Genomic DNA, 21797 nt, shown 5'->3' on the forward strand with positions numbered 1-21797 from the left:
CGTGGCCACTCTTGAACTCGCCAGCGTCGTCAAAACTTTCGACAAAGCCACCATCATCCATGGTGTGGACCTGACCGTTTCCGACGGTGAATTCGTCGTCTTCGTCGGCCCCTCGGGCTGCGGAAAATCCACGCTGCTGCGCATCATCTCGGGGCTGGAGCCCGCCAGCAGCGGCGACATCCGCATAGACGGCCAGCGCGTCAATGAGGTCAGCGCCGCGCACCGCGGCTGCTCCATGGTGTTCCAGTCCTATGCGCTGTACCCACACATGAGCGTCTACGACAACATGGCTTTCGGCCTGGAGAACCTGGGCGTGGCCAGGCCGGTCATCGAAAGCAAGGTCAACGCCGCCGCGGCCCTGCTGCAGCTCACGCCGCTGTTGCAGCGCAAGCCGACCCAGCTCTCCGGCGGCCAGCGCCAGCGCGTGGCCATAGGCCGCTCCATCGTGCGCGAACCCAAGCTCTTCCTGTTCGACGAGCCGCTGTCCAACCTCGACGCCGAGCTGCGCGTCTCCATGCGCGCCGAGATCCGCGACCTGCACGCCCGCCTGGGCGCGACCATGATYTACGTCACCCACGACCAGGTMGARGCCATGACCATGGCCGACAAGATCGTGGTGCTGCGCGCYGGCCGYATCGAGCAGGTCGGCTCGCCGCTGGAGCTGTACAACMRGCCCTGCAACCAGTTYGTGGCCGGCTTCATCGGCAGCCCGCGCATGAACTTCGTGCCGGCGGCACAGATGCCCGGCGCCAAACCCGGCGCCCAGACCGTGGGCCTACGGCCCGAGCACGCGCAGCTGTCGGGCGACGGCCCGCTGCAACTGGCGGTAACCCAGGTCGAGCAGCTCGGCAGTACCAGCATCCTGCACGGCAGGGTGGTGCCCGACGCGCCTTTTGAACTGATCCTGAACGGCCAGACCACGATCAAGCGCGGCGACACCGTCAGCGTGAGCGCTCCCGCGGAGCAGCTGCATTATTTCGACGCCAACGGCCTGCGCCTTTGAGCGCCGTGCCCGGCTGACCCCATTCCTTTTCGACTCCTCACCCATGCGCCTGGACCATCCCCCCGTATTCGCCCTGCAATCCCGCAACGACAACCACCTTGTGCTGGCCAGTGACGGCGGCGCCGTGGCCCACATCTGGGTGCTCGAAGAAGACATCGTCCGCGTGCTGGTGCTGCCGCAGGGCCGGCTGCAGATGCCGCGCAGCTGGACGGTGGCGCCCGGCCTGGAAAACCTGCCTGTCGAAGGCCGCGACCGTTTTGACGTGAGCGGCTTTTCGCTGCCTGCGTTCGAGCTCAAGGAAGAGGGCACACAACTGCAGGTCAGCACCGGCGCCGTGCGGCTGACCGTCGCGCTCAAAGGTTTTTTCTGCCGCTGGGAAAGCCGGCACCAGGGCCGCTGGCAGGCCAGCGCCGCCGACCGGGCTACCCAAAGCTACAACTTCGGCTGGTGGGACGAAAAGGTCTACCACTACCTGCAGCGCGATCGCGGCGAGGCTTACTTCGGCCTGGGTGAGCGTGCCGGCGACGCCAACCGCGCCGGCCAGCGCTACCGCATGTGCAACCTCGACCCCATGGGCTACAGCGCGCGCAGCACCGACCCGCTGTACAAACACATCCCGTTCTACATCACGCGCAAGGGTGGCGAAACAGATGCTGGCYTGTGCTWTGGCCTGTTCTACGACACCCTGTCCGACTGCAGCTTCGACATGGGCCGCGAGATGGACAACTACCACGGCCACTACCGCTACTTCGTGGCCGACCACGGCGACCTCGACCTGTACTACATCGCCGGTGACAGCCCGGCCGCCATCACGCGCCGCTACACCTGGCTTACCGGCCGGCCCATCTTCCCGCCGCGCTACGCGCTGGGCTATTCGGGCTCGACCATGAGCTACACCGACGCGCCGAATGCGCAGGAATGCATGGGCGAGTTCCTTGAGCGCTGCGAGGAACACGACATTCCCTGCGATTCCTTCCACCTGTCCTCGGGCTATACCTCCATCGGCCCCGGCCGCTACGTCTTCAACTGGAACCGCGAGAAATTTCCCGACCCCGCGGCCTTTGTGAAAAGCTACCTGGACCGCAGCGTGCGTCTGGTGCCCAACATCAAACCCGCGCTGCTCGGCAACCACCCGCGCTTTGAAGAGGCCAGGCAGGCCGGCCTGCTGGTGCAGGACCCGGACGGCCGGCCCACCGCCATCCAGTTCTGGGACGGCACCGGCGCCTACCTCGACTTCACCAACCCCGCCACCATCGCGTGGTGGAAAAAGCAGGTCACGGAGCAGTTGCTCGAATACGGCATCCCCGCCACCTGGAACGACAACAACGAATACGAGATCTGGAGCGACAAGGCGCTGGCCCACGGCTTCGGCGCGCCGCGTCCCGCGCGCGAGGTGCGCCCCTTGCAGACCCTGCTGATGATGCAGGCCTCGCACGCCGCGCAGTCCGAGTTCGCGCCCGCGGAGCGGCCCTACCTGGTGTCGCGCTCAGGCGCCGCCGGCATGCAGCGTTATGTGCAGACCTGGTCGGGCGACAACTACACGGCCTGGGAAACACTGCGCTACAACATCCGCATGGGCCTGGGCCTGGCGATGTCCGGCGTATCCAACACCGGGCACGACATCGGCGGTTTCTCAGGCCCCGCGCCGGGGCCTGAGCTGCTGCTGCGCTGGGTGCAGCACGGCATCTTCCTGCCGCGTTTCAGTATCCATTCATGGAACGACGACAAAACCGTCAACGAACCCTGGATGTACCCCGAGGTGACGCCCCAGATGCGCGATTTGATCCGCCTGCGCTACCGCCTCATGCCTTACCTCTACGACCTGGTGTGGCGTTACCACAGCGCGTTCGAACCCATCATCCGGCCGACCTGGCACGACTTCCCCGAAGACGCGCACTGCCTGGAAGAAAACGACGACATGCTGCTGGGCGCCAACCTGCTGGTGGCCTCGGTGGTCGAGCCCGGCCAGACGCAGCGCCCCGTGTGGCTGCCCGGCACCGGGGGCTGGTACGAAGTGCACACGGCACGGCACTTCGACGCCGGCCGATCGGTGACGCTGGAGGCGCCGCTGGACGGCGCGCCTCCGCTGCTGGCACGCGAAGGCTGCGCCATCCCGCTGAACGTCGGTGAGATCCATTTCGCAAAGGTCGAAGATGTGCGCGGCTTCCAGCTGTTTCCCTTCAAGGGCGACGGCAGTTTCGAGGCGACCTGTTTTGAAGACGACGGCCATAGCCAGGCCTGGCGCAACGGCGCTTATGGGCAGTGGCGCCTGCGCGTCGAGTCCACCGCGCAGGCTCTGCACATCGCGGTTTCCCGCGAGGGCGCGCAGCCGCCTGTGCAAGACAGTCTCATCCTGCTGGTGCCGGCGGCCGAGCGGCGAACGCTGAGTCTTGCTGGCGCAACGTTGGTGCAAGACCGGCTGGAAGAGGCAGGTGCCTGGAGGCGGCTGACCGTGAAGCTCTAGCCCTGCGGCCGCAGTGCCGAAGCTTTTTGTAAAGCGACGTCTTCTTCAATACGCTCTCTGAGCGCAACGAAATATTCCTGCATCTGGGCGATGGTGGGCGGATCCGGCAACAAGGTGTCGTATCCCTCATCCGATTCAGGGATCGAATCCTTGCACATTCTCTGCATGGCAATGTCGAACTTCATCGGAACACCGGCTTCTTCAAAAGCAGCGTAGAAGTCGGCAGGCGTGAAGTAATTTCCGGTGAGCAGAACGTACATGTCCAGCCAGTCACGGGACTTGGTCCGGTTGGCGCACGCTATGCATTTGAGTTTAAAAATCTCGTGCAGCGTTGCCAGCCTCGGCCTGTCGTCCAGGCCCGGCAACAGGAGGGCCGAGACCTCGGGGTCGGGGGCGACCAATGTCAGTTTGACCGTGCCCGCCACGATGTAGTCCTGCATGTAGTCCCAATAGTCCATGCCCGTGTCTTCAAACTCCCTGACGCCGTCAATGCTGTCATTCGGCACAAAAGGAAAGCCGGCTTCGCCCGCCATCCGGCGCAAGCCCTCGATTTGCCGGCGAGGCAACCGGGTTTGCGGGATCATGAAATCCAGGTCTTCGCTGATCCGGTGATGGAGATGCATGGAGAGTGCCGTCCCTCCGACCAGCACAAATCCCCTCAAGGCACGGTTTTCCTTCAGGTACTCCCAGAGTTGTTCGGTATCAGGCCTGAGCATGGGAGATGCCTTTTTCGATGTTGCGCAGCATCCTTGCCAGCGCCTCGCCTGAATCGGTGGATGCCTGGAGTTCACCTGTCTCGCGGAGGGCCAGGAGTTGCTCCTGGACAAAAGGGCTTCCGTATTCGAGCACCGCCTGGAGGACCGGCGCGTAGTTGCCTTTTTTCAGTGCGTTCCTCACCAGCGCCTCCGGCTTCGGGGATTTGCTCGACCAGGACAAGCCCCACCGCGGATCAGAGAGCGGCGGGTTGGCGGGTGCTTCCGCCTTTCGGGGCGGAAGTGCATGTGCTGCGTGACCCTGCACGCGCGCCCGTGGTTTCTTCTGCTGGATGGTCAATTCCAGGCCTGCTGCCTGCGCGAGTGCCGCTAGCGTCTGGACCTCCATCGACCTTCTTTTTTTTGACCTGGACAAGGTCTCCGGTGCCAGGCCCGCGACCTCGGCCAGTTTTGACTGGTCCATGCCAACCTTTCTGGCGGCAGCCAGCACGGCTTCCAATAGCGATTGGTGAATGGCTTTGTCCATCCGGGAGAGGGTAGGACAAATTGACTTAAAAGTCAATTTCCCTTCTGAAGCTACCGCTAACCCGCATGGCTCTGGACTTTGTAGACCAGCCAGGACCCCGACTTCTGCTTGCGCAGGTAAAAACGAACGGAGCAATCGAAAAAATCCACACTGACTTCCGCCGGGTCGGGGTCTTGGTTGCCGGCCAGGCGGCGAAGGCGATTGCCGTTTGTCTGGAAGGGTGTGAACCCGGTCGGTTTGACGCAGCGGCGCAAGCGGTCTTTCCAGCCTGCGTCAGTGTCCACGCCTTCGATGTACGCGTGGGTCGCTGCGATGGCCTCCGCCGGCCTGTGTTCGAGCTTGACCCAGAAAGCCAGCAGGGCCGAACCGACTAAGAACGCGACGATGGTGGAAATCAGGGTTTTGCGCATCAGGCTGAGCCGCTTGCGGTCGCCTGCTCAGGCCCGCTTCTTGAACATGGCTGACGCACCGCTCGCCGCGCGAATCTCTTCGGCCGTGGCGAGCAAAGCTTCCGACAACTCCTCCATGCGCGCCTCAGTCAGGCGCACCAGCGGGCCGGCGATGGTGACCACGCCTATCGCGCCCGTGGGTGACATCACCGGTGCGGCCATCGCCGTCATCTGCGGTGCAAACACTTCGTTGATCATGCTGAAGCCACGCTTGCGTGCTGCCTGCACATAAGCCAGCAGCGCCTTGACGGTGGTGGGGGCCTTGGGGCCGAAGTCTTTCGGCAAGCCAAAGCCCTGCCTGGCAACGAGGCGCATGGCTTCTTCGTCGCTCATGGTCGACAGCCAGGCGTGGCCGGCGGAGCTGCATGAGAGGCGCACCGACAGGCCCATGTCGGGGTCATAACGCAGGCCGCGGCGTGCGCCCTGAGCCTTGGCGACAAAGGTGAGGTCGTCACCGTCGACCACGGCAAGCCGCACCAGCTCGCCCGATTCTTCGGCCAGGCCGTCGAGCAGCGGCTGCGCCACGTCGACCACACCCGACGCGCTCAAAAAGCCCAGGCCCAGAGAGACGAGCTTGATGGTGAGCACGTATTCACCCTGCTCGCGCACCTGCCGCACATAACCGCAGCGGCACAACTCGGCCAGCAGCCGGTGGGTGGCGCTGAGCGGCATGTCGAGTGTGGCGGCAAGCATGGAGACGGTTTGCCCCTCGGGGTGCACGGCCAGATGCTCCAGGGTTTTGAAGCTTCGTTCGAGAAGAGTGCTCATGGAGAAATGACGTTTTGAGGCAAGGGCATGGCGCCATTTGGCCACGCCTTGCGGCCGGGCCAATCACGGAATGATAATGGTTTTCCATTATGGAAAGACTTTCCACATTGATTGATGATCCAGCCTGCCCTGATGGTGGCGCGTGTATCGGCGCTGCCCGCTTGCTCACTTTCCCCTATTCAAATCCGAGACAAAAGGAAGCTTCCATGACGTCGATGCCCTCTATCCGTTTCACACGCCGCACCCTCGCCCTGGCCGCAGCCGCCCTGTTGGGCCTCTCGACCGCCGCCATGGCCCAGGACATCCAGGAACGCACCATCAAGTTCGGCCACCTGAACAACCCCGACCACCCGACCAGCCTGGGCGTGCGCAAGTTCGCCGAGATCGTCGCCGCCAAGAGCGGCGGCAAGATCAAGGTGCAGGAATTCGCGGCTTCCCAACTCGGCAACGAGTTGCAGCAGCAATCCGCATTGCAGGGCGGCGTGCAGGAAATGCTGGTGGCCTCGACGACGTCGCTGAACGGCATCGTCAAGGAATTCGGCCTGCTCGACTTTCCCTTCCTCTTCGCCAATGCGAAACAGGCTGACGCGCTGGTCGACGGCCCCCTGGGCAAGATGCTCACCGCCAAACTGCCTGAAAAGGGCGTGATCGTGCTGGGCTTTTTCGACCTGGGCTTTCGCAACGTCACCAACAGCAAGCGCCCCATCATGAAGGGCGCCGACCTGGAAGGCCTGAAGCTGCGCGTGATCCCGAACCCGGTATTCCTGGAGACCTTCAAGACCTTCAAGGCCAACCCGGTGCCTATGCCCTTTGCCGAGCTGTACGGCGCGCTCGAAAGCAAGGCTGTGGATGGCCAGGAAAACCCCTTCGCGGTGATTGCCTCGAGCAAGTTCTATGAAGTGCAGAAGTACGTGAGCGGCACCAACCACGTCTATGCCACCAACCCGATCCAGATCAGCAAGCGCTTCTGGGACAAGCTCTCGGCGACCGAGCACAAAATCCTGCAGGACGCCGCCATCGAAGCCCAAAACTGGCAGCGCGTGGTCAGCCGTGAAGTCTCGGCCAAGGCCCTGGGCGAACTCACGGCCAAGGGCATGCTCTACAACGACGTGCCGCCCGCCGAGCTGGCCAAGATGCGCGCCGACGTGCGTCCCGTCTACGAAAAGTTCTCCGCCGCTTATGACCCGGCCGTCGTGGCCCTGTTCAAGTCCGAGCTGGAACGGGTGTCGAAGTTCTGACTGCCATGAAAATACTTGTCCTCCACGGGCCGAACCTGAACCTGTTCGGCCGCCGCGAACCCCACATCTACGGCACCACGACGCTCGCGCAGATCGACGCCATGCTGGCACAACTGGCCGGGGAACTGGGCGTGACGCTTGAGACCCTCCAGTCGAACCACGAAGGAGCGCTGATTGATTTTCTGCATCAGCACATCGACACGGCGCAGGGCGCGCTGGTCAACCCCGCTGGCTTAACGCAGCATGGCGTGCCGCTGCATGACGCGATCAAGGCCATGCCCTTTCCGGTGGTCGAGGTGCACATGTCGAACCTCGCGACACGTGAGCCCTGGCGCCACCATTCGATCATCTCGCCGGCTGTGAAAGGAACGATCCAGGGCTTCGGCCCGCGCTCCTACCTGCAGGGCCTTCGGGTCGTGACCGACATCGCGCGCGAAGCGCAGGCCCTTGCTGCGCAAAACTGACATGGACAAGTTCGTCGACAAGGCCTGCAAAGGCATCGAGTTCCTCATCGCCTTCGGCCTGGCCATCATGGTCGTGCTGGTGTTCGGCAACRTCGTGCTGCGCTACGGCTTCAACTCGGGCATCACGGTGTCCGAAGAGCTTTCGCGCTGGCTATTCATCTGGGGCACCTTTCTCGGCGCGCTGGTCGCCTTGCGTGAACACGGCCACCTCGGCATCGACATGGTGGTGGGGCGGCTGCCGGTCATCGGCAAAAAGATCTGCCTCATCATCGGCCACGCGCTGATGATCTTCATCGTGGTGCTGCTGGCCATGGGCAGCTGGGAACAGGTCAAGATCAACTGGGACGTCACGGCGCCGACGACCGGCTGGTCCATGTCCATCGTCTACCTCTCGGGCCTCGTGTTCGGCGTGCTGGCGTGCGGCCTGTTGCTGCTGGATTTGTGGAAGGTCATCACCGGCCAGCTGTCGGAGGATGAACTGGTCATGGTGCAGGAGTCGGAAGAGGCCGTGCAGCTCAAGCAGGTGCTGGACGATGCGCGCCAGCCCGACAACTCCGTGGGAGCACGGCCATGACCATCTTCATTTTCATCGGCTCGCTGCTGGCCGCCATGGCCCTGGGCATTCCCATCGCGTTTGCGCTGCTGGCCAGCGGTGTCGCCCTGATGTGGCACCTGCAACTGTTCGACGCGCAGATCCTGGCGCAAAACCTGGTGGGGGGCGCCGACAGCTTCCCGCTACTGGCCGTGCCCTTCTTCATGCTGGCCGGCGAGATCATGAACGTCGGCGGCCTGTCGCGCCGCATCGTCAACCTGGCGCTGGCGCTGGTCGGCCACGTCAAGGGCGGGTTGGGCTACGTGACCATCATGGCCGGCTGCCTGCTGTCGGCGCTGTCGGGCTCGGCTGTGGCCGACGCCGCCGCGCTCACCGCCTTGCTGCTGCCGATGATGGTCAAGGCAGGGCACGAGAAGGCGCGCGCCGGCGGCCTGATCGCCGCCGTTGGGGTGATCGGCCCGGTGATCCCGCCCAGCATCGGGCTGGTGATCTTCGGCGTGGCAGCCAATGTGTCGATCTCCAAGCTCTTCTTCGCGGCCGTTGTGCCGGGCTTGCTGATCGGCGGCGCGCTCTGGGTCACCTGGGCCTGGCTGGTGCGCAGCGAGAAAATCGTGCCGCCGCCGCGCAAGTCGGCCACCGAGATCATGACGGCCTTCCGCGACGCCACCTGGGCGCTGGTGCTGCCGGTCATCATCCTGGTCGGCCTGCGCATGGGCGTGTTCACGCCCACCGAGGCAGCCGTGGTGGCCGCCGTCTATGCCCTTTTTGTTTCCATCTTTATCTATCGCGAACTCAAGCCTGCGCAGCTCTACGGTGTGTTTGTGTCGTCGGCCAAGACCAGCGCCATCGTGATGTTCCTGATCGCCGCGGCCATGGTCAGCGCCTGGCTGATCACCGTGGCCAACCTGCCGGGCATGGTGGTGGACCTGCTCAAGCCTTTCATGGGCAGTCCGATTTTGCTGATGATCGCCATCATGGTGCTGGTCATGGCCGTCGGCACAGCAATGGACATGACGCCCACCATCCTGATCCTGACGCCGGTGCTGATGCCCGTGGTCAAGGCCGCAGGCATCGACCCGGTCTACTTCGGCGTGCTGTTCATCATCAACAACTCGATCGGGCTGGTGACGCCGCCGGTGGGCACGGTGCTCAATGTGGTGGCGGGTGTCGGCAAGATCAGCATGGACGACGTCACCAAGGGTGTCATCCCGTTCATGATCGCCGAGTTTGCGGTGATGTTCCTGATGGTGGTGTTCCCCAAACTGGTCACGGTTCCGGCAAGCTGGTTCTACTGAGGTTCGACATGGCACTTTTAGGCAAGGCTGCGGTAGCCATGTGGTGGGATATCCTGCCCGCGCAACGCGAGGAGTTTCAGGAGTGGCACTCCCGCGAACACTTTCCGGAGCGTATGGGCATTGAAGGCTTTCTGCGCGGCTCACGCTGGTCCAACATAGACGGCGGAACAGGTTTTTTTGTGATGTACGAGCTGGCATCGTATGAAACCCTCACCTCTCCAGGATACCTGCAGAGCCTGAATAATCCGTCGCCATGGTCGGCGAAGATGATGCCGCACCACCTGCACATGGTGCGCAGCCAGTGCAAGCTGCTCAGCAGTTTCGGTGCCGGACTGGGCCGGGCAATGGCGACGATTCGCCTGTCACCTGCGGATGGCCAGGCAGGGCCTTTGCTGGCCTGGCTGGAAAAGCTGTTGGCGTGGGAGGCAGAAAGCGGGGCCATCGTCGGGGCGCACCTGTTGCAAACCCGAACGCCGGAGGCAGCCATGACGCAAGAACAAAAAATCCGCGGCGGGGATGCCGCCGCCGACTGGATTGTCTTGCTGTCGTCGTATGAGACCGAGACCCTGCAACACGCCCTGGCCAACGAACTGTCGCCGCAGTATCTCCGGGCTGCAGGCGCCATTGCGGCCATGGCACATGACATCTACGCGCTTTCTTATTCACTGGGGAAGCATGACTTGCATCCTGCCGCGCAGGGCGGGGCAGCGTAAGTCCCCGTCAAGGTGCTGGGGCTGCCGCGCATGGCGGGGTATACCGGGTGAATGTGGCTGCCGGCGCGCGAATTGAGGTTTCAGCGCGGCTCAACACGTTTGGCCTCGCGCCACGCCACCGGCGTAGCCCCCACCTCGCGCCGGAAAACGGCGTTCAGGTATTGCACCGAGCGAAAGCCCGAGGCTTGCGCGATCTCCGCGATGCCGGTGTCGGTATGGGCAAGCAGCTCGAAGCAGTGCTCCAGCTTGCGCTGCAGGATCTCGTCGTGCACGGAACGCTTGAGGTCGCGGCGGAAATACATCTCCAGCGACGAGCGCGACATGCCCATCATCTCAGCCACCTGCTCGGTCTTGATGCCCTGGCAGGCGTACTGGCGTATGTAATAGAGCCCCCGCATCACCGCCGGGCTGTGCTTGACGTCGCGCGCGGTCGACGCCCGGCTCTGGACACCGGCCGGCGGCACCACCACGCGGGTGCCGCGAACCGGCGAGCCGCTCAGCGCCTGGTGCAGCAGCTGCGCCGCCCGGCGGCCCATTTCGGCCGTACCCTGGCTCACGGAGCTGAGCTCAATGCGGGTGAGGTGCTGACCCAGCGTGTCGTTGTCGATGCCGATGATCGCCACTTCGTCGGGCACGGCGATGTCGGCGACGATGCAGGCCTGCAGCAGCTGGCGCGCGCGCGCGTCGGTGACGGCGACAATGCCGATCGGCTTGGGCAGGCTGTCCAGCCAGGCGATCAGCTTCTTGGTGGCGCTCCCCCAGGTGGGTGCGCTGGTGGCCAGGCCGCGGTGGATCTCGCCCGAAGCGCCGTTGCGCTGCAGCCATGCCGAGAAGGCTCTCTCTCGCTCCTGTGCCCAGCGGTTGAGCGGGGACTCCGGAAGGCTGTAGCAGGCGAACCGCGTCATGCCGGCTTCCACCAGGTGCTCGAGCGCGCGCGCAATCAGCAACCGGTTGTCCGTGGCCACGTAGGGGACCTGGCCCGGGTAGCTGGTGGGGTCTTCGTACGAGCCGCCGATGGCGATGACCGGGACATGGGCGCCCGTGAGCGCCCGCGCGACGGCGGGGTCGTCGTAGTCCGCGATGATGCCGTCGCCCTCCCACTCGTGGATGCCGTCCAGGCGGAAGCGGAAGTCCTCCTCCAGGAACAGGTCCCAGGCCACCCGCGTCTGTTTCACATAGTCGCCGATGCCGATGAGAATCTCGCGGTCGTAGACCTTGCTGGCGTGGAACAACAGGGCCACGCGCAGGACCGCGGGGCCGTTTGTCCGGCCGGGCCGGCGCGGGGTCGGGCTTTTTGTCATGGAGGGCCGATCTTGGCACATCGCGCCAATTGCTGCGATGCAGAAAGGAATTTCGTAAGCCGCACTCGGCAATTTCGCAAGCCGCCGCGCGGGCGTACCCGCTAGCATCGCCACTCTGCTTGTCGCGGTGGGGGCACTCCTCCCATCGCGTAAAGGCGCGCCCTCCATGTGCGCGAAACGGAAAACGGCTTCCAGGAAACCAACGAGGAAATCGATGACTGAGCCAACCCGCTACCCGAGTCTCAACGGCAAGAGCGTGCTCATCTCCGGAGGCGCCACGGGGATAGGCGCTTCCCTCGTGGAGCATTTCGCCGCGCAAGGCGCCCGGGTGGGGTTTGTCGACATCGACACGGAAGGCGCCCTGGCTTTGCTGGCCAGGCTCGAAGGTGAAGGGCTGCGCGGCGTGCATTTCGAGGAATGCGATGTGACGGACATCCCCCGCCTGCGCGGCGCCATAGGCGCGCTGCGCCAGCGCATAGGTCCCATCCAGGTGCTGGTGAACAACGCGGCGAATGACCAGCGCCACCTGATTGAAGAAACCACGCCCGAGTCATGGGATGCCGGCGTGGCGGTAAACCTCAAGCACTACTTTTTCGCCGCGCAGGAGGTTTTCAAGGATATGAAAGCGCTGGGCGGGGGCTCCATCATCAATTTCGGCTCGGTGAGCTGGATGGTCAAGACGGGCGGGATGCCTGTGTACACCACCTGCAAGGCCGCGGCCCAGGGACTCACCCGAAGCCTTGCGCGCGACTTCGGTCCGCATCGCATCCGCGTCAACACGGTGGTCCCGGGATGGGTCATGACCGAAAAGCAGATCCGGCTGTGGGTGACGCCGCAAGCGAAGATCGAACTGGCGAAAGCGCAGTGCCTGCCCGGCGAACTGGCGCCCGGCGACCTCGCGCGCGCCGTGCTCTTTCTCGCCTCCGATGACAGCAGCATGATGACCGCGCAGGATTTGGTCGTTGACGGTGGCTGGACATGAACGCTCCGGCCGCACGCGATCTCATCCTGGTGACGGGCGCGACCGGCAAAGTCGGGCGTGCCTTCATAGCCCGCCTGCTGGGCGATGCGCGCTACGACGGGTTCCGGCTTCGCGCGCTGTGCCACAAGCGGACCTTGCCTCCGCATCCCCGGGTCGAATCGGTGCAGGGCTCCATCCAGCATAAAGATGACGTTCGCCGCGCGCTGGAAGGCGCGACGCACGTGCTGCACCTGGCAACCAGCAAGGAGACGCCGGACGATGTGATGGACGTGGCTGTCAAGGGCATGTTCTGGCTGCTGGAAGAATGCCGCGCCAGCAGCACATTCCGCCAGTTCCTGCTGGTGGGTGGGGATGCCGCGGTGGGCCACTTCTATTACCCGCATGCCGTTCCCGTCGCCGAGAGCCAGCCGCACAGCGCCTACCCGGGATGTTATGCCCTGTCCAAGGTGCTTGAGGAAGTGATGCTGGAGCAATACCACATCCAGTATGGGCTCAACGGCTGCTGCCTGCGCGCGCCCTGGATCATGGAAAAAGACGATTTCCGCTATACCTTGTCCTTCGGCGACGACGTGTTCGGCGGTCCCCGCTGGCAAGAGCTGGTGGGGGCGGCGAGGGCGCGGGACTACGTGGCCTCCGAGGCCGTCCCGGTGATGCTGGATCCGCAAGGCAAGCCGGTGAAGCGCAACTTCGTGCACGTGGACGACCTGGTGGAGGCGCTTTTGCTGGCGCTCGATGCGCCGCAGGCCAGGCACCAGCGCATGAACGTCTGCATGGACGAGCCCGTCGATTACGGGGCGCTGGGCGACTACCTGGCGCGCACGCGCGGAACGCCGCTGGTTCCCGTGCCTACCCCCTATCACTCGACCTGGCTGGACAACAGCAAGGCGAAATTTCTCCTGGGCTGGCGCCCGCGCTACGACATGGCGCGGCTGGTGGAGGCCGCATGGGCCTACCAGCGTTCGGCCGAGGAGCCGCGGGTCGTCTGGTATCCGGGATAGGAACACCGGCTCCGCCCGTTGCCGCACCGGAAGGAGCAGGGAAAGCAGAAAAAACGAGTGCCGGCGCTCTATCACTAAACCAACATCAGGAGACAGAACATGAGACTTCTTAAGCGACGCACCTTCACGGCAGCACTGGCCGGCGCCGGCCTCGCGCTGGCGTGGAGCCCGTTTGCCCGGGCCCAGGCCGCTGGCAAGAAACTGGTGATCGGCTTTGCCCAGACGGGCGCCGAGAGCGAATGGCGCACCGCCAATACCGACTCGGTCAAAGCCGCGGCCAAGGCGGCCGGCTACGAATTGAAGTTTTCCGACGCGCAGCAGAAACAGGAGAACCAGATCAAGGCGATCCGCTCCTTCATCACCCAGAAGGTGGACGTCATCATTCTCGCGCCGCTCGTCACGACAGGCTGGGACACCGTGCTCAAGGAGGCCAAGGCCGCGAAGATTCCCGTGATCCTGGAGAGCCGCAACGTGGTGGTGAAAGACCCGTCCACCTGGACCACTTTCATCGGTTCCGACTTCGTCGAGGAAGGCCGCCGGGCGGCGCAATGGCTTCTGGACAACACGAAGAGCACCACGGGGCCCGTCAACATCGTCGAGCTCCAGGGAACGGTCGGCTCCGACCCCGCGATCGACCGCAAGAAGGGATTCGACGAAGTCATCAAGGGGAACTCGCGCTACAAGGTCATCCGTTCCCAGACCGGCGACTTCACGCGCGCCAAAGGCAAGGAAGTGATGGAGGCCTTCCTGAAGGCCGAGGGCAAAAAGATCAATGTGCTGTACGCGCACAACGACGACATGGCCATAGGCGCGATCCAGGCCATCGAGGAGGCGGGCCTCAAGCCCGGCAAGGACATCCTCGTCATCGGCGTCGACGCCGTGAAGGGCGCGTTCGAGGCCATGGTGGCGGGCAAGATGAACGTGAGCGTGGAGTGCAATCCGCTTCTGGGTCCGCAGCTGATGGAGGCGTCGGCGAAGGCCGCCGCCGGCCAGCCGCTGCCACGCTGGATCAAGACGATCGAAGGTGTATTCCCGGCCGAAGTCGCGGCCAAAGAGTTTCCCAACCGCAAGTACTAGTGAAAGTACTAGTGAAAGAACCAGTGAAGGACCAGCGAAACGGTTTTGTATTCGTAGGGTGACGAGAAAGCGGCTGGCCTGGAAGCCGCGGCCCATTACGACCAACCCGCGCGGTTTCGCGATCGCGCGCATGCCGACAGGCCGGCAAAAAACGAGCAGGAGACAGCAATGCATACAAGACGAGACATCCTTGCCGCAAGCGCGGGCGCAGCACTGGCGGGTATCGCGGGAGCGGCGGGCGCGCAGACCTACGAGCCCGGCTGCTTCAAGCCTTTTGCCGCCAGCACCAAGACCATCCAGTACCCCGCCAAAAAAGGCCCCTACCGCATCGCCCTTGCCAACGGCTACGCGGGAAACAGCTGGCGCATCCAGATGATCAAGTCGCTCAAGGCCTATGCGGCGACGCCCGAGATGAAGCCCCACATCAAGGAGCTGAAGGTGGTTTCCACCGGCACCGACGTCGCCGCGCAACTGGGCGCCGTCGACAACTTCATCAACGCGGGCTTCGACGCCATCCTCACCATCGCGGTGTCGCCCACGTCCTTCAAGCCGGTGATCAAGCGCGCCAAGGACGCGGGCGTGGTGCTGATCCCCTTCGACAACGTTCTGGACACCGACGAGGTCATCCAGGTCAACGAGGACCAGCTCGAGATGGGCCGCCTCATGGGGCGATGGCTGGAGAAAAACGGCGTCACCAGCGGCAAGGTGCTCGAAATCCGCGGGCTGCCCGGAAACTCGGTCGACCGCGACCGGCACCTGGGTTTTCGCGAGATCATGGAAAAGCACAAAGGCATCCAGATCGTCGAGGTGGTCGGCAACTGGGACGACGGCACGTCCCAGAAAGTGGCGGCGGACGCCATCGCCGTGCACGGCCGCTTCAACGGCATCTACACCCAGGCCGGCTCCAACGGCACGGTGCGTGCGCTCATCGAGGCCAAACATCCTTTCGTGCCTATCGGCGCCGAGGGCGAGAACGGCTTTCGCAAGATGGTCCACGCGCACCACAAGGACGGGCTCAAGGGCGCCTCGGCCGCGCAGTCGCCCGGCCTGGTGGCCGTGGCGCTGAAGGCGGCCATCGCCGCGCTGCAGGGACAGAAGCTGCCCCAGTACATCTCGGTGCCCATCCCCTACGTGGAATACCAGCAGATGGAGCCGGGAAAGAACTTCTATCCCGATCTGCCGGACACCTTTTATGTGGCCAATGAGTTCCCGCCGTGCAACATCAACATCACGGCGCCGGACATCATGAAACAGAGCGAAGGCAACACCTGAGGGAAGCCGCCATGCCCGAGGCCTTGCTGCAACTCCAGGGAATCTCCAAGCGCTATGCGGGCGTGCGCGCGCTGGACGGCGCGGACCTCACCTGCCACGCCGGTGAAATCCATGCCGTGCTCGGTGAAAACGGCGCGGGCAAGTCCACGCTGATCAAGGCCATCGCCGGCGTGGTGCAGCCCGATGCCGGCCGCATCCTCATGGAGGAGGCCGAGCTGCGCCTGGTTTCGCCGAACGTGGCCCGCGACCACGGGATCGCCTGCGTGTTCCAGGAGTTGTCCCTGGTGCCTGACCTCTCGGTGGCGGAGAACATCTTCCTGGCGCGGCCGCCGCGCCGGCGCGGGCTGATCGACGCCAAGGCCCAGCAAGAGCAAGCCGTGGCCTTGCTGGACATGCTGGGCTGCAGCGACATCCATCCCAAGGAACGCGTGCGGGACCTGTCGCTTTCCAGGCGCCAGCTGATCGAGATCGCCAAGGCGCTGAGCCTGCAGCCGCGGCTGCTGATCCTGGATGAGGCGACCTCCGCCTTGAGCGGCGAGGACGTGGAGCGGCTCTACAAGCTCCTGTTCCAGCTGCGGGCGGGCGGTGTGGGCTGCCTGTTCATTTCACACCGCATGCATGAGGTCAAGGCGCTGGCCGATACCTGCTCGGTGTTTCGCAGCGGCCGACGCGTGGACACCTTCCCCAGCGGAAGCCGCTCCGATGAGGAGGTGGTGCAACTGATGATAGGCCGCGATGTCGCCAAGTCCTATCCGCCGAAAACCGGTCCCGCGCCCTGGGCCCAGCCCGCCATCAGCGTGCAGGGCCTGAGCTGGGCCCCCGAGCTGCACGACATCTCGCTGGAAATCAAGGCGGGCGAAATCGTCGGCCTGGGAGGCCTGGACGGCCAGGGCCAGCGGGAGCTGTTGCTGGCCCTGTTCGGTGTGCTCAAGGGCGTCCAGGGCAAGGTGGAGGTGTTCGGCGAGCCGCGCAACCTGGCGCCGCACCGGTGCAGGGATCCGGAGCTGGGCATCGCGTTGATCCCCGAGGACCGCAAGACCGAGGGGCTGATCCTGCCCATGAGCATCCGGGAGAACATGAGCCTGGCCAGCCTGCCGGCGCTCGGTCGTCTGGGCATCCTCAGCGCGGTGGCGGAGCACTCCGCCGTAGCGCGCATGGTCGAGCAGCTGCGCATCAAGATCGGCTCCACGCAAGATGCGGTGCAGACCTTGTCGGGCGGGAACCAGCAGAAGGTGGTGATCGCCAAATGGCTCATGACCCGGCCGCGCGTGCTGTTGCTCAATGACCCGACCCGCGGCATCGACGTGGCCACCAAGCAGGAGCTGTATGCGCTGCTGCGCCGGCTCGCCGCCGAAGGCGTGGCCGTGCTGCTGTATTCCACCGATTACGAGGAGCTGGTCGGCCTGGCCGACCGCGTGCTCATCATGTATGAAGGCCGGATCGCCCGCACGCTGGCCGGCGACGCGATCAGCGAACACGCGATCGTGGCCTCTTCGCTCAATGTTTCGCTCAACGACTTGCCCAATGTTCCCTCCGGCGGCGGGGAGGCCGCCATGGCATGACCCGCCGCGGCGAATGGGCCATGGCATTGCGGCGCAACAGCGGGCCGCTGGCCGCTCTGGCGGTGTTCGCCCTGATGTTCGCGCTGTTCCTGCTGGAGCACCCGCGCTCGATCTCCGTGGCCATCGTGACCACCGCCTCCAACAAGGCGGTGCTGCTGGCCATCGTGGCGATGGCGCAGACCTTGCCCGTCATCACGCGGGGACTGGACCTTTCCGTCGGCATGGTGATGGTGATGACCGGCTGCCTCGCCTCCACGGTGGTGAACGGGGCGCCCTGGCAGGTGGCCCTGGGCGTCGTGCTGGTGCTGGCCTGCGGCGCGGCGGCGGGCGCCCTCAATGGTGCCATCGTGGTGTTCGGGCGCCTTCAGCCCATCATCGTCACGCTCGCCACCGGCGCGGTGTACTTCGGCTTTGCGCTGCTGCTGCGGCCCGCGCCCGGCGGCGAGGTCAGCGAGGGCCTGGCGGACGCCCTGACCGGCCGGCTGTTCGGGGTGGTCCCGGCCACCCTGGTCCTGCTGGCCGCGTTGGTGGTGCTTGGGTGGATACCTTTCAGGCGCACGGTCATAGGGCGCGCATGTTATGCCGTCGGCTCGTCGGAGCAGGCCGCTTACCTTTCCGGCGTTCCGTCCGAGGGCGCCAAATTCCTCGCCTACACCCTCGCCGGTCTGCTGTCGGGCGTCGCCGGGCTGCTGCTGTCGCTGATCGCGCTGTCGGGCGAGGCCAGCGGCCCGCAGGCGGGGCTGTACACCCTCAATTCCATCGCGGCGGTCGTGATAGGCGGCACCTCGCTGTATGGCGGCACCGGCGGGATGGTCGGCTCCATCCTCGGCGCCTTCGTGCTGCGCACCATCGGCGACCTGCTGTTCGTCTTCAACGCGCCGGCGCTGTGGCAGCCGCTGTTCGAGGGCCTGATCCTGCTGGGTGCCGTGTGCATAGGCGCGGCGCGCGTGCTGCGCGTCAGAAACCGCCTGGAGCTGTTCTGATGAGTGCCAGCGAACTGACCGCCGCGCAGCCTTCCCAGCCTTCGCTCGGACCCGAGAGACGGCCTGCACGGCTTCTGCGGCGCCTGCTGTTGAACCCGCCCGCCGTGGTCGCGCTGTGCTGCCTGCTGCTGCTGCTGGCCGGCAGTGCCGTGAACCGCAACTTCCTGATGCCCACTTACTTGCTGCAGCAGCTGCAGATCGCCGCTTTCCTCGGGCTTGCCGCGGCGGGGCTGATGGCCGTCATCCTGCTGGGCCACATCGACCTGTCCGTGCCGTGGACCATCACCAGCGGCGCCATGATGGCCGCCGCCGCGGGGGCGGCCTTCGGGCCCGGGTGGGCCATTCCCGCCGGCCTGTTTTGCGGCGCGCTGATCGGGCTGGTGAACGGCCTGGGCGTGGCTTTCCTGCGGATTCCCTCGATGATTTTCACGCTAGGCGCGAATGCCGTGTTGCAGGGCCTGATGGTGCTGTACACGGGCGGCCATGCACCGCAGGACGCGGCCACCCCGCTGATGCGCGACCTGGCCGTGGGCAGGACCGCGGGCCTGCCCAACGCGGTGCTGGCCTGGGCTGCCGTCTCGCTGCTGGTGTACCTGCTGCTGACGCGCACGGCGGCGGGCCGCTATGTCTACGTGATCGGCAACAGCGAACGCGCCGCCTACCTCAGCGGCGTGCGCACCGCCGGGATGACGGTCGCCTGTTTCGTCGCCTGCGGCACGCTGGCCGCATTTGCGGGCGTGCTGCTGGCCGGGTATTCGGGCAACGCCTACCAGGCCATGGGCGACCCCTACCTGCTGCCGGCGATCGCGGCCGTGGTGCTGGGCGGCACCAACATCCTGGGCGGGCGCGGCAGCTACCTGGGCACGGTCGCCGGTGTGGTGTTCATCGTGCTGCTGCAAAGCATGCTGGCGGTCCTGCAGATGCCCGAGGCGGGCCGGCAGATCATTTATGGGGCGCTGATCCTGGCCATGCTGCTCTTGTATGGAAGATCAGCCAAAGTGAGATAAGGTGAGGTAAGGTAAGGTGAAATGAGCATGGGTGAACACTACGGTATCCGCGGCGACTTCCGCCTGCACGACGCGCGCTTTCGCGGCGTGGCGCCGCCCAACGGCTTTGTCGAGAAGCTCTACACCGGCGCGCGCTGGGCCGAAGGGCCGGTGTATTTCCCCGCGGGCGATTTCCTGCTGTTCAGCGATATCCCCAACAACCGTATCCTGCGCTGGGTGCCCGATGGCGCCGGGCCCGGATGCGTCGTGGAGTTCCGCAAGCCCTCCGATTTCACCAACGGCAACACGCGCGACGGCAAGGGCCGCCTGCTCAGTTGCGAGCATGGCACGCGCTGCGTGAGCCGCACCGAACACGACGGCCGCCGCACGGTGATCGCCTCCTCCTTCCAGGGAAAAAAACTCAACTCGCCGAACGACCTGGTGGCCGGGCCCGACGGGGCCTTGTGGTTCTCCGACCCGACCTACGGCATCCTTTCCGACTATGAGGGTTACACGGCGGAGCCTGAATACGGAGGCCGCTACGTGTTCCGCGTCGATCCCGCCAGCGGCCGGGTGGACGCGGCCGCGACCGATTTTGTCCAGCCGAACGGGCTGGCATTCTCGCCTGACGGAAAGCGGCTGTACATCGCGGACTCGGGCGCCTCGCACAACCCCGGGGGGCCGCGCCATATCCGCGCGTTCGAGGTGGAAGAAGGCAAGCTGCGCGGAGGCGAAGTGTTCGCAACGGTGGACGCCGGCATCCCGGACGGGCTGCGCGTGGACGCCCTCGGCAATGTGTGGACCAGTGCCGGCGACGGCGTCCACTGCTTCACGCCGCGCGGCGAGTTGCTCGGCAAGATCCTCATCCCGGAGCCTGTGGCCAATCTCGAGTTCGGCGGTCCCCGGGGTAACAGATTGTTCATCACGGCGACCACTTCACTGTATGCCTGCTACCTGGCAGTGTCCGGCGCCGGCACCCACGCAGCGCGGCCCGGCTGAGTTCACGTCAATTGCTGCAATGCAGAAAGAAATTTCATAAGCCGCGCTCGCCAAATTCGCAAGCTTGCGCGGCGGCACAAGGGCTAGCATCGCCTCTTTGATTGTTCCGATGCAGACATGACCTCCTTCGAATCCCTACCCCCGGTCCGCTATGAGGGCCCGCAGTCGACGAATCCACTGGCCTACCGCCATTACGACGCCAAGGCGCGCGTGCTGGGCAAGACGATGGAGCAGCACTTGCGGCTCGCCGTCTGCTATTGGCATACCTTTGTGTGGCCGGGTAACGACGTGTTCGGGCAGGCGACCTTCGCGCGGCCCTGGCACGTGCCCGGCGACGAGCTGACGCTGGCGCGCCGCAAGGCCGACGCCGCCTTCGGCCTGATCTCGCGGCTGGGCGTTCCCTTCTACACCTTTCATGACACCGACGTGGCGCCGGAGGGCGCGAGCCTGGCGGACTACCGCGGCAACCTCTCGGCCATGGTTGACGTGCTGGCGCAGAAGCAGCAGGAGACGGGCATCCAATTGCTCTGGGGCACGGCCAATCTGTTCAGCCATCCGCGCTACGCCGCCGGGGCCGCGAGCAACCCCGACCCCGAAGTCTTCGCCTATGCCGCGACCCAGGTTTTCAGCGCGCTCAATGCCACCCATCGGTTGGGCGGCGCCAACTACGTGATGTGGGGCGGCCGTGAAGGCTACGACACGCTGCTCAATACCGACCTGCGGCGCGAGCGCCGCCAGCTCGGCCGCTTCATGCAGATGGTGGTGGAGCACAAGCACAAGATCGGTTTCCAGGGCCAGCTGCTGATTGAGCCCAAGCCGCTGGAGCCGACCAAGCACCAGTACGACTACGACAGCGCCACGGTCTACGGTTTCCTCAAGGAATTCGGCCTGGAGCACGAGATCAAGCTGAACATCGAGGCCAACCACGCCACGCTGGCGGGCCACAGCTTCCAGCATGAAATCGCCACGGCCGCTTCGCTGGGCATCTTCGGCAGCATCGACGCCAACCGGGGCGACCCGCAAAACGGCTGGGACACCGACCAGTTCCCCAACAGCGTGGAAGACCTCACGCTGGCGATGTATGAAATCCTGCGCGCCGGCGGCGTCGGCAGCGGCGGTTTCAACTTCGACGCCAAGGTGCGCCGCCAGAGCATGGATCCGGTGGACCTGCTGCATGGCCACGCCGGCGCCATCGACGCGCTCGCCCTGGCGCTCAAGAGCGCCGCGCGGCTCATCGAGGCCGGTGAGCTCGAGCGCTTTCGCGCCGAGCGTTATGCCCGCTGGGAGGGCGACCTGGGCCGCGGCATCCTGGGCGGGGACATGAAGCTCAGCGAGGTCGCGGAATACGCTTTCGTCCAGGACCTCAGGCCGCGGCCGGTGAGCGGCCGGCAGGAGTGGCTGGAAAACCGCGTGAACGCCGCGATCTTCGATCCCGTCGCTTGAGAGCCCAG

At 65.0% G+C, this 21797-nt stretch carries 21 protein-coding genes; 16 read left to right on the forward strand and 5 right to left on the reverse strand.

The features are described 5' to 3' along the window. The first annotated feature begins 1 nt into the window (after position 1). Both AC1D1Y_RS01465 and AC1D1Y_RS01470 read left to right on the forward strand, forming a co-directional pair. Entirely contained in the window at positions 2-1003 is a 1002-nt protein-coding gene (locus AC1D1Y_RS01465) for an ABC transporter ATP-binding protein (RefSeq protein ID WP_477680785.1), read from the forward strand. 43 nt (positions 1004-1046) lie between these two features. After that, a complete protein-coding gene (locus AC1D1Y_RS01470; RefSeq protein ID WP_477680786.1) occupies positions 1047-3467 on the forward strand; it encodes a glycoside hydrolase family 31 protein in 2421 nt (806 codons plus the stop codon). On the opposite strand, the gene AC1D1Y_RS01475 is transcribed toward AC1D1Y_RS01470, so the two are convergent. The 4 genes from AC1D1Y_RS01475 to AC1D1Y_RS01490 are packed head-to-tail and all read right to left on the reverse strand — an operon-like array spanning position 3464 to position 5923. After that, positions 3464-4183: a nucleotidyl transferase AbiEii/AbiGii toxin family protein gene (locus AC1D1Y_RS01475; protein ID WP_477680787.1), complete on the reverse strand. Its 720-nt coding sequence runs from the start codon at positions 4181-4183 to the stop codon at positions 3464-3466. The two genes, AC1D1Y_RS01470 and AC1D1Y_RS01475, sit on opposite strands and share 4 nt — an antisense overlap. Further along, the gene (locus tag AC1D1Y_RS01480) at positions 4170-4706 is read right to left on the reverse strand and encodes a hypothetical protein (RefSeq protein ID WP_477680788.1); all 537 of its coding nucleotides are present in this window, start codon (positions 4704-4706) and stop codon (positions 4170-4172) included. The genes AC1D1Y_RS01475 and AC1D1Y_RS01480 overlap by 14 nt, the downstream gene beginning before the upstream one ends. Before the next feature lie 56 nt (positions 4707-4762). Then, positions 4763-5116, reverse strand: coding sequence for a hypothetical protein (locus AC1D1Y_RS01485; protein ID WP_477680789.1), 354 nt, complete (start codon positions 5114-5116; stop codon positions 4763-4765). A 27-nt stretch (positions 5117-5143) separates the two neighbouring features. Further along, on the reverse strand, positions 5144-5923 hold the full coding sequence (locus tag AC1D1Y_RS01490) for an IclR family transcriptional regulator (protein ID WP_477680790.1): 780 nt from the start codon (positions 5921-5923) through the stop codon (positions 5144-5146). 206 nt (positions 5924-6129) lie between these two features. Between AC1D1Y_RS01490 and AC1D1Y_RS01495 the strand changes: the two genes are divergently transcribed. From AC1D1Y_RS01495 to AC1D1Y_RS01515, 5 genes are read left to right on the forward strand one after another with little or no spacing between them, the layout of a single operon-like run. Next, entirely contained in the window at positions 6130-7161 is a 1032-nt protein-coding gene (locus AC1D1Y_RS01495) for a TRAP transporter substrate-binding protein (RefSeq protein ID WP_477680791.1), read from the forward strand. A gap of 5 nt (positions 7162-7166) precedes the next feature. Beyond that, complete coding sequence (locus AC1D1Y_RS01500) at positions 7167-7625, forward strand: type II 3-dehydroquinate dehydratase (protein WP_477680792.1); 459 nt, start codon at positions 7167-7169, stop codon at positions 7623-7625. A gap of 1 nt (position 7626) precedes the next feature. Then, a complete protein-coding gene (locus AC1D1Y_RS01505) occupies positions 7627-8199 on the forward strand; it encodes a TRAP transporter small permease (RefSeq protein WP_477680793.1) in 573 nt (190 codons plus the stop codon). Further along, complete coding sequence (locus AC1D1Y_RS01510) at positions 8196-9473, forward strand: TRAP transporter large permease subunit (RefSeq protein WP_477680794.1); 1278 nt, start codon at positions 8196-8198, stop codon at positions 9471-9473. The genes AC1D1Y_RS01505 and AC1D1Y_RS01510 overlap by 4 nt, the downstream gene beginning before the upstream one ends. An 8-nt stretch (positions 9474-9481) precedes the next feature. Then, on the forward strand, positions 9482-10186 hold the full coding sequence (locus AC1D1Y_RS01515; protein ID WP_477680795.1) for a hypothetical protein: 705 nt from the start codon (positions 9482-9484) through the stop codon (positions 10184-10186). Positions 10187-10266: 80 nt separating this feature from the next. Here the strand turns inward: AC1D1Y_RS01515 and AC1D1Y_RS01520 are convergent, their stop codons facing one another. Further along, entirely contained in the window at positions 10267-11487 is a 1221-nt protein-coding gene (locus AC1D1Y_RS01520; RefSeq protein ID WP_477680796.1) for a XylR family transcriptional regulator, read from the reverse strand. Positions 11488-11701: 214 nt separating this feature from the next. Here AC1D1Y_RS01520 and AC1D1Y_RS01525 point away from each other — a divergent pair, with 214 nt between their 5' ends. From AC1D1Y_RS01525 to xylA, 9 genes are all read left to right on the forward strand, one after another. Next, a complete protein-coding gene (locus AC1D1Y_RS01525; protein WP_477680797.1) occupies positions 11702-12469 on the forward strand; it encodes an SDR family NAD(P)-dependent oxidoreductase in 768 nt (255 codons plus the stop codon). Then, on the forward strand, positions 12466-13467 hold the full coding sequence (locus AC1D1Y_RS01530; protein WP_477680798.1) for an NAD-dependent epimerase/dehydratase family protein: 1002 nt from the start codon (positions 12466-12468) through the stop codon (positions 13465-13467). The genes AC1D1Y_RS01525 and AC1D1Y_RS01530 overlap by 4 nt, the downstream gene beginning before the upstream one ends. Before the next feature lie 99 nt (positions 13468-13566). Further along, positions 13567-14544 (forward strand): ABC transporter substrate-binding protein, encoded by a 978-nt coding sequence (locus AC1D1Y_RS01535; protein WP_477680799.1) that lies wholly within the window; start codon positions 13567-13569, stop codon positions 14542-14544. Between the two features lie 168 nt (positions 14545-14712). Continuing rightward, positions 14713-15816, forward strand: coding sequence for a sugar ABC transporter substrate-binding protein (locus tag AC1D1Y_RS01540; RefSeq protein ID WP_477680800.1), 1104 nt, complete (start codon positions 14713-14715; stop codon positions 15814-15816). A gap of 11 nt (positions 15817-15827) precedes the next feature. Then, positions 15828-17378 (forward strand): sugar ABC transporter ATP-binding protein, encoded by a 1551-nt coding sequence (locus AC1D1Y_RS01545; protein ID WP_477680801.1) that lies wholly within the window; start codon positions 15828-15830, stop codon positions 17376-17378. Next, positions 17375-18361: an ABC transporter permease gene (locus AC1D1Y_RS01550; RefSeq protein WP_477680802.1), complete on the forward strand. Its 987-nt coding sequence runs from the start codon at positions 17375-17377 to the stop codon at positions 18359-18361. Before AC1D1Y_RS01545 ends, AC1D1Y_RS01550 begins: the two co-directional genes overlap by 4 nt. Next, a complete protein-coding gene (locus tag AC1D1Y_RS01555; protein ID WP_477680803.1) occupies positions 18361-19368 on the forward strand; it encodes an ABC transporter permease in 1008 nt (335 codons plus the stop codon). Before AC1D1Y_RS01550 ends, AC1D1Y_RS01555 begins: the two co-directional genes overlap by 1 nt. 21 nt (positions 19369-19389) lie before the next feature. Next, the gene (locus AC1D1Y_RS01560; protein WP_477680804.1) at positions 19390-20346 is read left to right on the forward strand and encodes an SMP-30/gluconolactonase/LRE family protein; all 957 of its coding nucleotides are present in this window, start codon (positions 19390-19392) and stop codon (positions 20344-20346) included. Between the two features lie 117 nt (positions 20347-20463). Beyond that, complete coding sequence (gene xylA, locus AC1D1Y_RS01565; RefSeq protein WP_477680805.1) at positions 20464-21789, forward strand: xylose isomerase; 1326 nt, start codon at positions 20464-20466, stop codon at positions 21787-21789. The last annotated feature ends 8 nt before the right edge of the window (positions 21790-21797 follow it).

It is taken from the genome of Polaromonas sp. P1_G1 (assembly GCF_056405595.1).